This is a genomic window from Algoriphagus lutimaris (assembly GCF_017051705.1).
GTDB lineage: Bacteria > Bacteroidota > Bacteroidia > Cytophagales > Cyclobacteriaceae > Algoriphagus > Algoriphagus lutimaris.
Map to the genome: position 1 here is coordinate 61,287 of NZ_JAFIDJ010000003.1, position 13,357 is coordinate 74,643.

General features: G+C 36.7%; 15 protein-coding genes. 12 read left to right on the plus strand and 3 right to left on the minus strand.

Translation table 11 applies throughout. The features are described from left to right. Positions 1-11 precede the first annotated feature (11 nt). Entirely contained in the window at positions 12-419 is a 408-nt protein-coding gene (locus JYB62_RS17625; RefSeq protein WP_074226527.1) for a hypothetical protein, read from the minus strand. A 794-nt stretch (positions 420-1,213) separates the two neighbouring features. Between JYB62_RS17625 and JYB62_RS17630 the strand changes: the two genes are divergently transcribed. The 7 genes from JYB62_RS17630 (at position 1,214) to lepB (ending at position 9,113) form a co-directional block, all read left to right on the plus strand. After that, the gene (locus tag JYB62_RS17630) at positions 1,214-2,833 is read left to right on the plus strand and encodes a CTP synthase (protein WP_205646726.1); all 1,620 of its coding nucleotides are present in this window, start codon (positions 1,214-1,216) and stop codon (positions 2,831-2,833) included. 45 nt (positions 2,834-2,878) lie between these two features. Continuing rightward, on the plus strand, positions 2,879-4,681 hold the full coding sequence (gene yidC, locus JYB62_RS17635; protein ID WP_205646727.1) for a membrane protein insertase YidC: 1,803 nt from the start codon (positions 2,879-2,881) through the stop codon (positions 4,679-4,681). 309 nt (positions 4,682-4,990) lie between these two features. Then, complete coding sequence (locus JYB62_RS17640) at positions 4,991-5,773, plus strand: ParA family protein (protein ID WP_205646728.1); 783 nt, start codon at positions 4,991-4,993, stop codon at positions 5,771-5,773. Between the two features lie 2 nt (positions 5,774-5,775). Further along, positions 5,776-6,687: a ParB/RepB/Spo0J family partition protein gene (locus JYB62_RS17645; protein ID WP_205646729.1), complete on the plus strand. Its 912-nt coding sequence runs from the start codon at positions 5,776-5,778 to the stop codon at positions 6,685-6,687. A 57-nt stretch (positions 6,688-6,744) separates the two neighbouring features. Beyond that, entirely contained in the window at positions 6,745-7,296 is a 552-nt protein-coding gene (locus JYB62_RS17650; protein WP_205646730.1) for a DUF5683 domain-containing protein, read from the plus strand. 1 nt (position 7,297) lies between these two features. Beyond that, positions 7,298-8,020, plus strand: coding sequence for a 4-hydroxy-tetrahydrodipicolinate reductase (gene dapB / locus JYB62_RS17655; protein ID WP_205646731.1), 723 nt, complete (start codon positions 7,298-7,300; stop codon positions 8,018-8,020). A gap of 16 nt (positions 8,021-8,036) precedes the next feature. Then, entirely contained in the window at positions 8,037-9,113 is a 1,077-nt protein-coding gene (gene lepB / locus JYB62_RS17660; protein ID WP_205646732.1) for a signal peptidase I, read from the plus strand. 40 nt (positions 9,114-9,153) lie between these two features. On the opposite strand, the gene ung is transcribed toward lepB, so the two are convergent. After that, a complete protein-coding gene (gene ung / locus JYB62_RS17665; protein WP_205646733.1) occupies positions 9,154-9,816 on the minus strand; it encodes a uracil-DNA glycosylase in 663 nt (220 codons plus the stop codon). 64 nt (positions 9,817-9,880) lie between these two features. On the opposite strand from ung, the gene apaG reads away from it, so the two are divergent. Then, positions 9,881-10,267, plus strand: coding sequence for a Co2+/Mg2+ efflux protein ApaG (gene apaG, locus JYB62_RS17670; RefSeq protein WP_205646734.1), 387 nt, complete (start codon positions 9,881-9,883; stop codon positions 10,265-10,267). Beyond that, the gene (locus tag JYB62_RS17675; RefSeq protein ID WP_243431625.1) at positions 10,245-11,048 is read left to right on the plus strand and encodes an O-methyltransferase; all 804 of its coding nucleotides are present in this window, start codon (positions 10,245-10,247) and stop codon (positions 11,046-11,048) included. Before apaG ends, JYB62_RS17675 begins: the two co-directional genes overlap by 23 nt. On the opposite strand, the gene JYB62_RS17680 is transcribed toward JYB62_RS17675, so the two are convergent. Continuing rightward, positions 11,037-11,627 (minus strand): methyltransferase domain-containing protein, encoded by a 591-nt coding sequence (locus JYB62_RS17680; protein ID WP_205646735.1) that lies wholly within the window; start codon positions 11,625-11,627, stop codon positions 11,037-11,039. The genes JYB62_RS17675 and JYB62_RS17680 overlap by 12 nt on opposite strands. A gap of 25 nt (positions 11,628-11,652) precedes the next feature. On the opposite strand from JYB62_RS17680, the gene JYB62_RS17685 reads away from it, so the two are divergent. The 3 genes from JYB62_RS17685 (at position 11,653) to rpsR (ending at position 13,327) form a co-directional block, all read left to right on the plus strand. Next, the gene (locus JYB62_RS17685) at positions 11,653-12,582 is read left to right on the plus strand and encodes a hypothetical protein (RefSeq protein ID WP_205646736.1); all 930 of its coding nucleotides are present in this window, start codon (positions 11,653-11,655) and stop codon (positions 12,580-12,582) included. Between the two features lie 125 nt (positions 12,583-12,707). Next, positions 12,708-13,079: a 30S ribosomal protein S6 gene (rpsF, locus tag JYB62_RS17690; protein ID WP_074226516.1), complete on the plus strand. Its 372-nt coding sequence runs from the start codon at positions 12,708-12,710 to the stop codon at positions 13,077-13,079. After that, entirely contained in the window at positions 13,076-13,327 is a 252-nt protein-coding gene (rpsR, locus tag JYB62_RS17695) for a 30S ribosomal protein S18 (RefSeq protein ID WP_074226515.1), read from the plus strand. Before rpsF ends, rpsR begins: the two co-directional genes overlap by 4 nt. Positions 13,328-13,357: the final 30 nt, after the last annotated feature.

Genomic DNA, 13,357 nt, shown 5'->3' on the forward strand with positions numbered 1-13,357 from the left:
TATATTGAATATTAATCTCTTAACCAATTAATGAAAGTTTGATAGCCTACTCCAATCTCTCTTGCGAAAGCTGCTTTGGTCTTCTTACCAGCAGCCTCAACTTTTTTCCACTCTTCTACTATTTTACTTTTTTCGGAATCTGAAAAAGTTCTTCTTTTGCCAGACTTTCCTTTAGTAGAACCAGAGCCACTTAAAAGGGAAATCAATTCATTTAGATCATTTAAAAATTTAGAATCTGTTAAATCTAAACCTGCAGCTTCAAGCTTTTTGATCACCTCACTTTTTGGGTTCACTGGAGTTACTGCTATTCCCTTTGCAGCAGCCTCATGTAAATCTATTTTTTCACCTTCAGCAGTCACATAAACAAAGCCATCACTTTTCTTCAGGTCGCTAATAGATTCTTTAATCAAGTCTTTCATAATTCGAATAGTTTGTCCGATTTTTTTTTAATTAGATGCAATATATATAAATAACTAAACAGGAAAAACTTATCTAATAAATTTTAATATAATTAAATCACTTAAACATATCAATATATATTTCTCAAAAAAGGATCTAAAATGAATACCTTTTAAAAAGAACCAATGTTCACATAAATCAAGTTTACAATGAATTTAGATTCCATTTTTTTTAGAGCCCATAGAATTCAAATTAATTTACTCAGGGAATTAGATAGAGCTTCAAGGATTATTCATAACGGCAATTAGAAGGAATAACCCATTTGGGTCAAGTATATTTCTTTCCTGAATTAACTAACCAATTCAAAACGACTTAACTCTTTAAATTATTTAAATAAAAAGACGATTTTTTTTTATAGAAATATACAACTGTAAATAACACTTACTTATTAAAATACTTAACACATAAAAGTCATCAAGCATATAAATAATTCCTATGAATCAATTGATAATCAATACTTTTCAATAGAAAACAATAAAACATCAATAAATATCAGTTTGAAACAACGGTAAAAAATCAACAAAAATTGCTTGGCAAACTCTTTATAAACCATTCGAACTTGGATTTCCAATTTTCATACACAATCAGATTTGTCACATATTGTCGAGAGCTAAATAGGCTTTTAGATCAAGCTCGAAAAAATCCTTTTTCGGAAAATGAGAAAAATCAAAAGGATAAAAGCCCTTAATCGGGAATTTTCCGTAATTTTGAGCCCCATAAGAATTAAACCAAAAATCATTCTGCCTCCATTCTTATGGGATCATCAACAAAGTACATATTCATTACAGGAGGGGTTACCTCCTCACTTGGAAAAGGCATCATTGCCGCCTCTCTTGGCAAATTGCTACAGTCCAGAGGATTTAAAGTAACCATCCAAAAATTCGACCCCTATCTCAACATTGATCCAGGAACATTAAATCCATATGAGCATGGAGAATGTTACGTGACAGATGATGGAGCTGAAACCGATTTGGATCTTGGACATTATGAGCGGTTTTTAAATATTACTACTTCTCAAAACAATAATATCACTACAGGTAGAATCTACAACAATGTCATTACCAAAGAACGCAAAGGTGAGTTCCTTGGTAAAACAGTCCAAGTGATTCCGCATATCACAGATGAAATCAAAGCCAATTTCTATAAACTTGGTGAAGATGGTAAATACGATGTTGTCATTACTGAAATAGGAGGATGTGTAGGTGATATCGAATCCCTCCCTTTTATAGAGGCTGTTAGACAGGCTAGATGGGATTTAGGCGCTAATAATTTTCTAGTAATCCACCTTACGCTGATTCCTTACTTAAAAGCAGCAAAGGAATTAAAAACCAAACCTACCCAGCACTCTGTCAAGCAACTTCTTGAGGCCGGTATCCAACCAGATATCTTGGTTTGTAGAACAGAGCATCACCTACCAAATGATGTGAAGAAGAAATTGGCATTGTTCTGTAACGTGCAATTGAACTCTGTCATTGAGGCAATGGATGCAGACTCCATCTATGATGTTCCTTTATTGATGAAAAAGGAAAAGCTGGATGAAAGAGTCATGACCAAATTGAAGCTATCCTCCAAGGAAAATACAGATCTAGAAAACTGGAAAGACTTCTTGGGCAAACTTAAAAACCCTACTCAGGAAGTAACGATTGGTCTAATAGGAAAATATGTATCCTTACCGGATTCCTACAAATCCATCATTGAGTCCTTTACTCATGCTGGAGCTTCCATCGAGTGCCATGTCAACCTTAAGTTGATGTCTTCTGAAGAGATCAATGCGGGAAATTATATTGAGAAGCTTGAGGAATTAGATGGTATTCTCGTAGCTCCTGGTTTTGGAGAAAGAGGTTTTGAGGGAAAAATTGAGACTGTAAAATATGCTAGAGAAAATAAAATCCCATTCTTTGGAATTTGCCTAGGAATGCAAGTCGCAGTTATAGAATTTGCCAGAAATGTATTGGGCCATGCAAAAGCCAATAGTACTGAAATGGATCCATATAATCCTTACCCAGTCATTGCTTTGATGGAAGAGCAGAAAAAAATTGACCAAATGGGAGGAACTATGCGTTTAGGATCCTACGCATGCGATTTGAAAAAGGGAAGCAAGGCTTTTAATGCCTATGGAAAAACCAAAATCCAGGAAAGACATCGTCATCGCTATGAGTTCAACAATGATTTCTTAGAGGAAATTGAGAAAAATGGTATGCTGGCGACTGGTAAAAACCCTGATACAGGACTTGTGGAAATCGTTGAAATTAAAAACCATCCATGGTTTGTGGGCGTTCAATTCCACCCAGAATACAAAAGTACAGTTCTAAACCCGCAGCCTCTATTTGTGAAATTCATTCAAGCGGCAATCGATAATAAAAAATTAAAGTAACACAGTTTATTTGCGGGATCTAATTCCCGATTCTATCCTATTATTATGGACAAAAATCAAGCGACAGGTTTAATCCTTTTTGCTGCAGTAATTTTAATCTACTCCTTTTTCTTTGCGAGTGGCCCAGAAATTCCAGTAGAAGAGACGCAAACTCCAGTTCAAACAGAAAGCGCAACTCAGGAACCACAACCTGCTATGCAAAGCCAGGTTCTTGCAGAAAGCGACAGCTTAGTTTCATCGGAAAAAATCGCTAAATATGGTGCCTTGGCAACTTTGACCTCTGGAGAGGAAAATCAAGTCACCTTAGAAAACGATCTGATTCAAGTTTCTATTTCGACCAAAGGTGCATTGGTCGATGAAGTAAACCTAAAAGAATTTAAGAATTGGAAAGAAGGCCCCTTGATGCTTATCGATGCCGAAAGTTCAAAAATGGACTTTAGCATAGAAAGTAGAATGGGGAATATTTCCTTAAATGAGCTATACTATACTTCTGAAGCAAGTACTGAACAAGATGAAGAAGGTGTTACCATTCATGTTCTTACTTTAAGTGCTGCCACTGAGAGCGGGAAAATTTCACATATTTTCAAGCTTAAAGACGGAACCTACGAAGTAAACAAGTCATTCCAAATTGATCGTTTTAACGGCTATTTCACGGGAGATAATATCCAATTAGCATGGTCTGATTTAGTCAAAGCCCAAGAGAAAGATTTAGCTGAATCCAGAAGAAAATCTCAGGTCAATTATTATTTGAGTTCTGGTTCTTATGAAAACTTGGGAGTTGGTGATGACCTAGAACAAGAACAAGTAGCAGAACCAGTAAAGTGGATTGGTTTCAGTCAGCGCTTTTTTACTGCAGGGATCATAGCTGAGGATTCTTTTCAGAATGTAAGTCTTGCACAAAGCACTCCGCAAGACAGCTCCATCGTTAGGTCTATGGAAGCTTCTTTAAGTATTCCTCTAAAAGATGGTTCTGCGAACTACACCTATTACTTTGGTCCTAATAACTACAAAACTTTAAAGAAAGTAACTCAAGACTTCGAAAAGAATGTGGACATGGGATACTTCTTTGTGAGCTGGGTGAACAAATACATCATTGTCAACCTTTTCGCTTTCCTTGAAAAGTATTTCAGCAACTACGGGGTTATTATCATATTGATTGTATTGATCATTAAGCTTGCACTTTCTCCATTGACCTATAAATCTTACATAGGGATGGCCAAAATGCGGGTAATCAAACCAGAAATTGATGAGTTAAAGGAAAAGTACGGAGATGATCAAACCAAAATGCAACAAGAGCAAATGAAGCTTTTTGGTCAATTAGGAGTAAGTCCTATTTCAGGTTGTTTACCAATGGTATTACAGATGCCATTCCTGTTTGCCATGTTCTTCTTCTTTCCTAATGCAATACAACTGAGACAAGAATCTTTCCTTTGGGCAAGTGATTTATCGACGTATGATACCTTTATCAATTTGCCTTTTACGATTCCATTCTATGGATCCCATGTCAGTTTGTTCACCTTATTGATGACGGTTTCACAGTTGATCTATACACATTTCAATAATCAACTGACCACTGCCCAAGGACCTATGAAAAACCTAGGATACATCATGCCGGTAATGTTCATGTTTATCTTGAACTCCTACCCTGCTGGATTGAGTTTCTATTACTTCGTATCCAACATGGTGACATTTGGTCAGCAGGCCTTAATCAAGCTGTTTGTAGATGATGATAAAATCAGAGCAAAAGTAGAAGAAAGCAAGGCCAAAAATGTCAACAAAAAGAAATCTAAATTTCAGCAAAAGCTAGAGGAAGCTATGAAAGCTGCTGATGCTAATAGAAAGAAATAAATTTAAAGGGAGCTTTCAAAGAGCTCCTTTTTTTATTCAAGCACTTTGGCTATCCATAAAAAGTTCTGACATTAAATGACAGTTTAATAAAATTTCTAAAATTTTCCAGCAGAACATTCTCTGAAAAAACTCTCCGCCCCTTTTGCAAAAACTTGATTTTTCGACACTTATAACCTTCAACTAAAACAAATACGGCTCAAAACGAAAAATCATCAATTCTATTGTCTCTTCAAAAAAACCGACTGCATCGGCCGTAAAAGAATTGATTTTGCTTAATATTGGTATTCAATTACCCTAGAAAAAATTAACATGGGAAAAATCATTGCCATTGCCAATCAAAAAGGTGGTGTGGGAAAAACCACAACTGCGATGAATCTCGCTGCCAGCCTTGCTGTACTGGAATATAAAACCTTGGTGATCGATGCAGATCCACAAGCAAATACCACATCTGGTTTAGGACAAGATCCTAAATCAATCAATACCAGCATCTATGAATGTATGGTGGATGAAATCGACATCAATGAAATCATCATTAAAACAGAGCTTGAGTACCTGGATTTAGTTCCTTCTCATATTGATTTGGTGGGAGCTGAAGTAGAAATGATTAATTTGGATAATCGTGAAGAAAAGATGCGCGGGGTAATTGCAAATGTTCGGGAGCAATATGATTTTATTATTATAGATTGTTCCCCTTCCCTAGGATTGATTACCATCAATGCCCTTACCGCAGCAAACTCAGTGATTATTCCTGTTCAATGCGAATACTTTGCTTTGGAAGGATTAGGAAAACTTTTGAATACCATTAAAATCATACAGACAAGACTGAACCCGGATTTGGAAATTGAAGGGATTTTGCTGACAATGTATGATGTAAGATTACGGCTTTCGAACCAGGTGGTTGAGGAAGTAAGAATCCATTTTAAGAACATGGTGTTCGAGACAATTATACCTAGGAATGTTCGTTTGAGTGAAGCGCCTTCTTTTGGCCTTCCTGCAATTGCATTTGATGCGGAAGGAAAAGGAGCTGTCGCTTATTTAAACTTGGCCAATGAAATTGCGCAAAAGAATGATCTTCAAAAAGTGAATAGTTAATTATGTCAGACAATAAGCCAAATCGAAAAAAAAGTGCACTTGGTAGGGGCCTAGGAGCTTTACTGGAAGATAGTCCTGCTAAGCACAAGTCTGAGGAAATTTTACCGGAAGTAGTGAAAACTGGAATTTTTGAGATTCCATTGGAACAAATTCAGGTAAACCCTTTTCAACCAAGAGTACATTTCGATAAAGATGCGCTAAGTGAACTGTCTGAATCCATCAAAGTTCAAGGGATCATTCAACCCATCACGGTTAGAAAACTTGATACAAATGAGTATCAGCTAATTTCTGGAGAACGTAGATTTCAAGCTTCCAAGCTAGCTGGTTTGACGCAAATCCCCGCTTATGTGAGGACAGCTAATGATCAGCAAATGCTGGAAATGGCATTGATTGAAAACATCCAAAGAGAAAATTTAAATGCTTTGGAAATTGCTCACTCTTACCAAAGGCTACTTGCTGAGTGTGATTTGAAGCAAGAGCAATTGGGAGATAGAGTTGGTAAAAACCGAACCACGGTTAATAATTACCTGAGATTACTTAAACTTCCTCCAACCATCCAAGCTGCCATCAGAGATCAGCAAATTTCGATGGGACACGCGAGAGCATTAATCAATATTGAGGATGTTGACAAGCAATTAGCTATTTTCAAAAAGGCAGTTGAAGAAGAATTGAGTGTTAGGAAAGTAGAGGCCTTGGTAAAAGCTTTGAATGAAGGTAAATCTGAGAAAAAATCTGCTCCTGAACTGGATCCTGTAAAGAAGTACGAAATCAGTAAAATTCAACAAAGACTGGCTTCACATTTTGGAACAAAAGTCTCACTTAAGTCAAATGACAAGAACAAAGGAGAAATAAAAATCCCATTTACTTCAACATCAGATCTAAATCGAATTCTGGAAATACTGGAAATCATTTGACCTTTGGAAACCTTAAATTTTCATAAAATTTTCAATATTAAAGCCCCATGGATCTTCATGGGACTTTTGGTTTTGTCCTTATTTGTAACTTGGTCAGCCGTGGCTCAGGAAGTTGAAGTGGAGTCAAGACCAAAATCTGAAGAGAAGGAAAAACCAGATTATTCCAATCTTCCAAAGAACCCAAGAAAAGCAACCTTAATGTCTGCCATCCTGCCTGGAGCAGGGCAAGTATACAATAATAAAGCATGGAAAGTCCCGATTCTTTATGCAGGAATTATGACTGACATTTACTTCATTCAGTTTAATAATCGTCGATATCAAGTTTTTCGTCAAGCATTATTTGATTTCGATGATGGGATTTCAAATGACTTCCCAAATTTGAATCGTGAGGCATTAGTACGGAATGTGGATTATTGGAGAAGAAATAGAGACTTATGTTTCTTACTTTTGGCTGGTATTTATGCATTGAATCTGATTGATGCAAATGTGGATGCTCATCTTTCAGGTTTTGATATTTCTGAAGATTTGGCATTGGGTTTAGAGCCTTATATGGAGACCCTATCCGCAAACAACAATACAATGGGAGTATCTTTAAAACTCAAATTTTAAAATGAACATATTATTACTTGGATATGGCAAAATGGGAAAGATAATCGGCGAAATCGCTGAATCCAGAGGCCATTCCATTGCTGGTAAAATAAATATCGACAACAAGGAGGATTTACAGAAGCTAGACCCTAAAGATGTGGATGTAGCCATCGAGTTCAGCCAACCTGAAGCAGCTTTTGAAAATATCTCTTGGGCAATCGCCCATGGTGTTCCCGTAGTAGTAGGAACTACTGGATGGCTGGACAAAAAATCTGAAATCGAAAAATTGACCCTCGATAAAAATGGAAGCTTTTTCTATGCCTCCAATTTTAGTATTGGCGTCAATATCTTTTTCAAAGTGAATGAATTCCTTTCCAAGTTAATGAACGAGACTCCCGGATATGAAGTGTCCATAGAGGAAATTCATCATACTGCTAAAAAGGACGCACCTTCTGGTACTGCGATTACGTTGGCAGAAGGAATCATTAAAAATTTAAATTCTAAAAACACCTGGAACTTGAATGGAGAGACTCCGTCTAGTGAAGAGTCTGTAGAGATCACTTCAAAAAGGATTGACCCAGCACCAGGCACCCATATTATTAGATACCAATCCCCTATTGACGACATAGAGATAACTCATACAGCTCATAGCAGACAAGGGTTTGCACTTGGCGCAGTATTGGTTGCTGAGTGGATTCCTGAGAAGAAAGGAGTGCTTTCAATGGATGATTTTCTATCTTTCTGAAATTATTTAATTAAAAATGAGCCAACCTAAAAAGAAAAAATCCCCTGCCCGTGAATGGGTCGATGCTTTGGTTTTCGCTGTAGTTGCGGCAAGCTTAATAAGATGGTTATTGTTGGAGCCTTTTACTATTCCAACTGCTTCCATGGAGAAATCCCTATTAGTAGGAGACTTTTTGTTTGTAAGCAAAATGCATTATGGAACTAGAATTCCTAAAACCCCACTTCAGGTTCCGTTAACCCATCAAAAAATTTGGGGGACAGAAATTCCATCCTATAGCGATGCAATCCAACTTCCATATTACCGACTTCCAGGATTTAGTGATGTAGAACGATATGATGTGGTGGTATTTAATTACCCTGTTGAATTCCAATATCCACCAGATTTAAAGACCAATTACATCAAAAGAGCTGTAGGAATTCCTGGAGATGTAATCGAAATAAAAAGCTCTGAATTATTTATCAATGGGGAACCTGCAATGAAACCTGAAGAGATGCAGTTTTCTTATGATGTGATTACTTCTCGTCCATTGAATGCGGATTTCTTTATGGAGTACGGAGTAAACCCTGAAAGCTTTTTGGCATTTACAGACGGGTCTGGATATTTAGTCTTTGCTACTGAGGAAGTAATTGCCAGACTTGAATCTTCCCCTGTGGTAACTTCTGTCAATAAAAGGATAGAAAGAGCTGATTTCAGAGACCCTTCGATTTACCCTACCAATACCAATTATAAATGGAACAGGGACCATTTTGGACCTCTTAAAGTTCCTGCCGCAGGCGAGACAATCCAACTCACACAAGAGAATCTAGAAAAGTATTTCTTGGTAATAGAAAAATATGAAGGATATGATTCTGTAGTAATGAATGATGGAGCATTGATGATAGATGGTCAAAAAGTAGAAAGCTATACTTTCAAACAAGATTATTACTTTATGATGGGTGACAACAGACACGATTCCCTAGACTCTAGATTCTGGGGATTTGTTCCTGAGGATCATATTGTAGGAAAAGCTTGGTTCTTATGGTTATCCTTGGATAAATACGAATCCATGTTTAATAAAATAAGATGGAGTAGATTCTTTAAAGGAATCGAATAAAAAAGCTAAAGGCCGGAAAAAAAATTCCGGCCTTTTTTATTTACCATTCAATGGGATTAATCCCTTTAGAAATGAGGTATTCATTTGATTTGGAAAAATGACCACATCCTAAAAATCCTCGATGAGCAGAAAGCGGACTAGGATGAGGAGCCTTTAATATCAGATGTTTAGAAACATCTATTAGTTCTGCCTTCTTTTGAGCATAAGCCCCCCAAAGAAGAAATACCACATGTTCCCTTTTCTCACTGATTTTTTTTATCACCTCATCCGTGAATTCTTCCCAGCCTTTTTTTTGATGGGAACCAGCTTGGTGAGCCCGCACAGTCAAAGTAGCATTTAATAGAAAGACACCTTGATCTGCCCAGCGAGTCAAATCTCCATTTGAAGGAAGGTCTTTTCCTAAATCATTTTTTATCTCTTTGAAGATATTCAACAAACTAGGAGGAAAAGGGATTCCGGGTTTTACTGAAAAAGATAATCCATGTGCTTGACCCGGGCCATGGTAAGGATCTTGCCCCAGAATGACTACTTTTATTTGATCCAGTGGACAATGCCAAAAAGCATTAAAAATATTCTTTCCCTCGGGAAAAATCTTTTCCTTTGAATATTCTTCTCTGACAAAAGATGTTAGATTTATAAATGATTCACTTTGGAATACTGGTTGAAGGGCTTTTTCCCAACTAGTTTCAATTTTTACATTCATGGTCAAATTATTGATTTTCCAATTTCCGATCGTATCTTTACATTCTTTTTAAAATAAACAAGTTATGGTTACTGCTGTCACAGAAGGAATTCATGTCAACGTAGAGGTTACCTATCAAGCGGAATTTTCCAGTCCGCATCAGCACCATTATGTTTTCACGTACAAAGTAACTATTCAAAACAAAAGCCCATATACCGTTCAGTTATTAAGAAGGAAATGGGAAATCTACGATGCCGCAGAAACGCTTAAAATAGTGGAAGGTGACGGAGTAGTTGGCCAGCAGCCAATTCTAGAAACCGGAGAATCCCATAGTTATGTTTCAGGCTGCAATTTAAAATCTGGACTTGGAAAAATGAAAGGCATCTATTTCATGGAAAAACTATTTGATGGCAAAAGCATTGAAGTAGAAGTTCCAGAATTCCAAATGATTGCAAATATCTTCCAGAATTGATTTGATCAATAATTTCTTTTCTTTTTACTCTTTTTTAAGCCATTGGCTCAAAAAAGTAGACGGTTATTCCTTACAGTCTCCATTTGTATTCCAAGTCTATCAGGGATTACAAAACTACCTTAAAACAGAAAGCGTTTCCAGTAATCAAATTGAAAAGGTTAGAAACTCTTTACTTGCCTCCTCCCAAAAAATTCAAGTACTAGACCTTGGAGCTGGTTCCAAAAAGGTTAATACCCATCAAAGAAAAGTATCGGATATTACTCGGTATAGCACCAGTCCAAAAAAATATGCATTGCTCTACCAATATTTTTGCCAGCTAACCCCTGCTAAGCAAGTAATTGAATTAGGTACTTGTATGGGGATCACCACTCAATATTTAGCTAAGGTAACAAAAGGTCATCTATATACTTTTGAAGGTTCCGATGAAATTCTACAAATCGCCCGTTCCACAGGCCGACTTACCAACGCTTCCTATATCCTTGGAGACATTTCCTCGAAACTTCCTAAGATATTATCAACCATAGATCAGGTTGATTTTGCCTTGATAGATGCCAACCACACCTACTACGGTGCCACAAATTACTTTGGATTACTCCTTAATAAAATTCATAAAGACAGCATCATAGCTATTGGAGACATTTATTGGTCAAAGGAAATGAGCCTAGCTTGGAAAGAAATAAAAAACCATCCTCGAGTCTTTTTGAGTTTAGATTTTTTTGAATGTGGAATTGCCTTCTTTAATCCCAAATTGAAGAAAGACGAATTCGTGTTAGGTCTTTGACTTTTGAATTTGAATAAATAATTCCGCCCCTTGTCTTTCCGGAATTGAATTATAACATGGCGTTATTTTCACCTCCTCAAATTTCTCAGAAAATAAGGATTGGTATTCTTCCTTTTCCCCGCCAAAAGGAGGACCTGCCTTCTCAAAATATTGATTAAACAAAACGCCAACCAATTTCCCTCCTGGCTTCAGTAAATCATACATTTTGTTTACATATTCAATTCTCGAGGAAGGGTCCAATGCACAGAAAAAAGTCTGTTCCAAAATGATATCATATTGATGATTATGGAGGAAAAAATCCTCATGATGGATATGGGATTCCGGAAAAGACGGGAACTTCATTTTAAAGCCTTCAAGAGGAGGCAAAGAAAAATCCAATAGATGTATGTTTTTAAAGCCATTTTGAAAGGCATAAGCCACTTCTAGCCCATTCCCAGCCCCTGGAATCAGAATTTCAACCTGCTTATTTACAATTTGGTCTAAATATTGCACAAGTGGAAAAGAAGGATATCCAATATCCCAGCCAGTATTACCAGATAAATAACGCTGAGACCAATAATTTTCGTCTAGATAAGCCATAAAATAAGTCCTATTTCAATTTATTATGAGCACTAATTTCGAATCAGAATCCACAGAAAAGAAAGACCAAGGTAAAAATATTATCATCATTGTTTTGGTGCTTTTAGTCATCATCAGTGGAATTAAGCTTTATACTGATTACGTAGATAGAAGCAAAAAGACTGAGGAGATACTATTATTATCTACAGAAAACAACGAATTGAATAAACGATTGGATTCTGTAACCTATCAATTGGACCTTCGAATTCAAGAAATTGAAAAATTAGGTGGTAATGTCAAAGCTTTGGAAGAAGTAAGAGATCAATTGATTGCCGAAAGAAACACCTCCAGACAAAGAAGTGCGAATGAAATCGCAGTGTTAAATGAAAAAATCAGAAGCTACAGTGGATTAATCGAGGAGAAAGATCAAGAAATCTTAGAGCTTCGGGCAATGAATCAGCAACTCTACGCCGAAAACCAAGATTTAAAGACCACTCAAGCTGAAATTGAACAAGAAGTAGCTCAATTGAATATCCAAAAGGAGGATCTTCAGGCCAAGGTAAATATTGCCGCCATGCTAAAGGCTGAAAACATCAATATTGCTGCAGTAAACTCCAGAGGTAAAGAACGGGTAGAGACTACTAAGGATTTTCGCAACAGACAAATAGAACGCATTAAAGTAAGCTTTAACCTTGCTGACAATCAGGTAGCAGAAAAAGGCCCTAGAAATGTCTACGTACAGATATTGGCCCCTAACTCCCAACCTATCTTTGATGTGGCCAAAGGTTCTGGAACATTTATGATGGATGGAGTTGAGGAATTCTATACGGTGAGACAAGACATCATCTTTGACAATACGGAACAAGAATTGACATTCTATTACGAAAAAGGTTCAGACTATAATTCAGGCACACATGAAGTCCGGATCTTTGTTGACAATTACCAAATAGGATCAAAAACATTTTCAGTTAAATAAAAATCGCCTCTTCCAAGAGGCTTTTTTATTTTTATACTTTTTCATCTTTACATATGCTTGGAAAACAGCATGATTTATCATACTTTTGCGGTCTGTTTATTCAAATTCCTTAAACACATTTAAAAATGTTCCAAAGAAATTACGAGACGGTATTCATTTTAACTCCCGTTTTGTCTGATGTTCAGATGAAGGATACCGTAGACAAGTTTGTGAACTTGCTAAAAGAAGAGGGAGCAGATGTTATTAATGTGGAAAACTGGGGTCTAAAGAAGATGGCTTATGCTATTGACAAGAAGACTACAGGTTTTTATGTTTTGGTTGAGTTCAAGGCCGATCCAACTATCATCAGCAAATTCGAACTAGAATTTAGAAGAGATGAAAAAGTGATGAGATTCTTGACTACTGTTTTGGAAAAGCATGGTATTGCTTATGCCGAAAGAAGAAGAAAAGGAGAGTTTAACAAAAAATCTGAAGCTAAGGAGGAGCAAGCCAAATGACATTAGTAAACGAGCCAATCAATAGAGGCGAAATCAGAAAAAAATACTGCCGTTTTAAGAAGCATGGTATCAAGTACATTGATTACAAAGATCCTAACTTCTTGTTGAAATTTGTGAACGAGCAAGGTAAAATTCTTCCTAGAAGACTTACTGGTAACTCTGCAAAGTATCAGAAGAAAGTGGCTAATGCCATCAAAAAAGCAAGACATTTGGCTTTGTTGCCATTCGTAACCGATGGGTTGAAATAATTCGGTCTTGTATCGTCCAATCACAAAAGA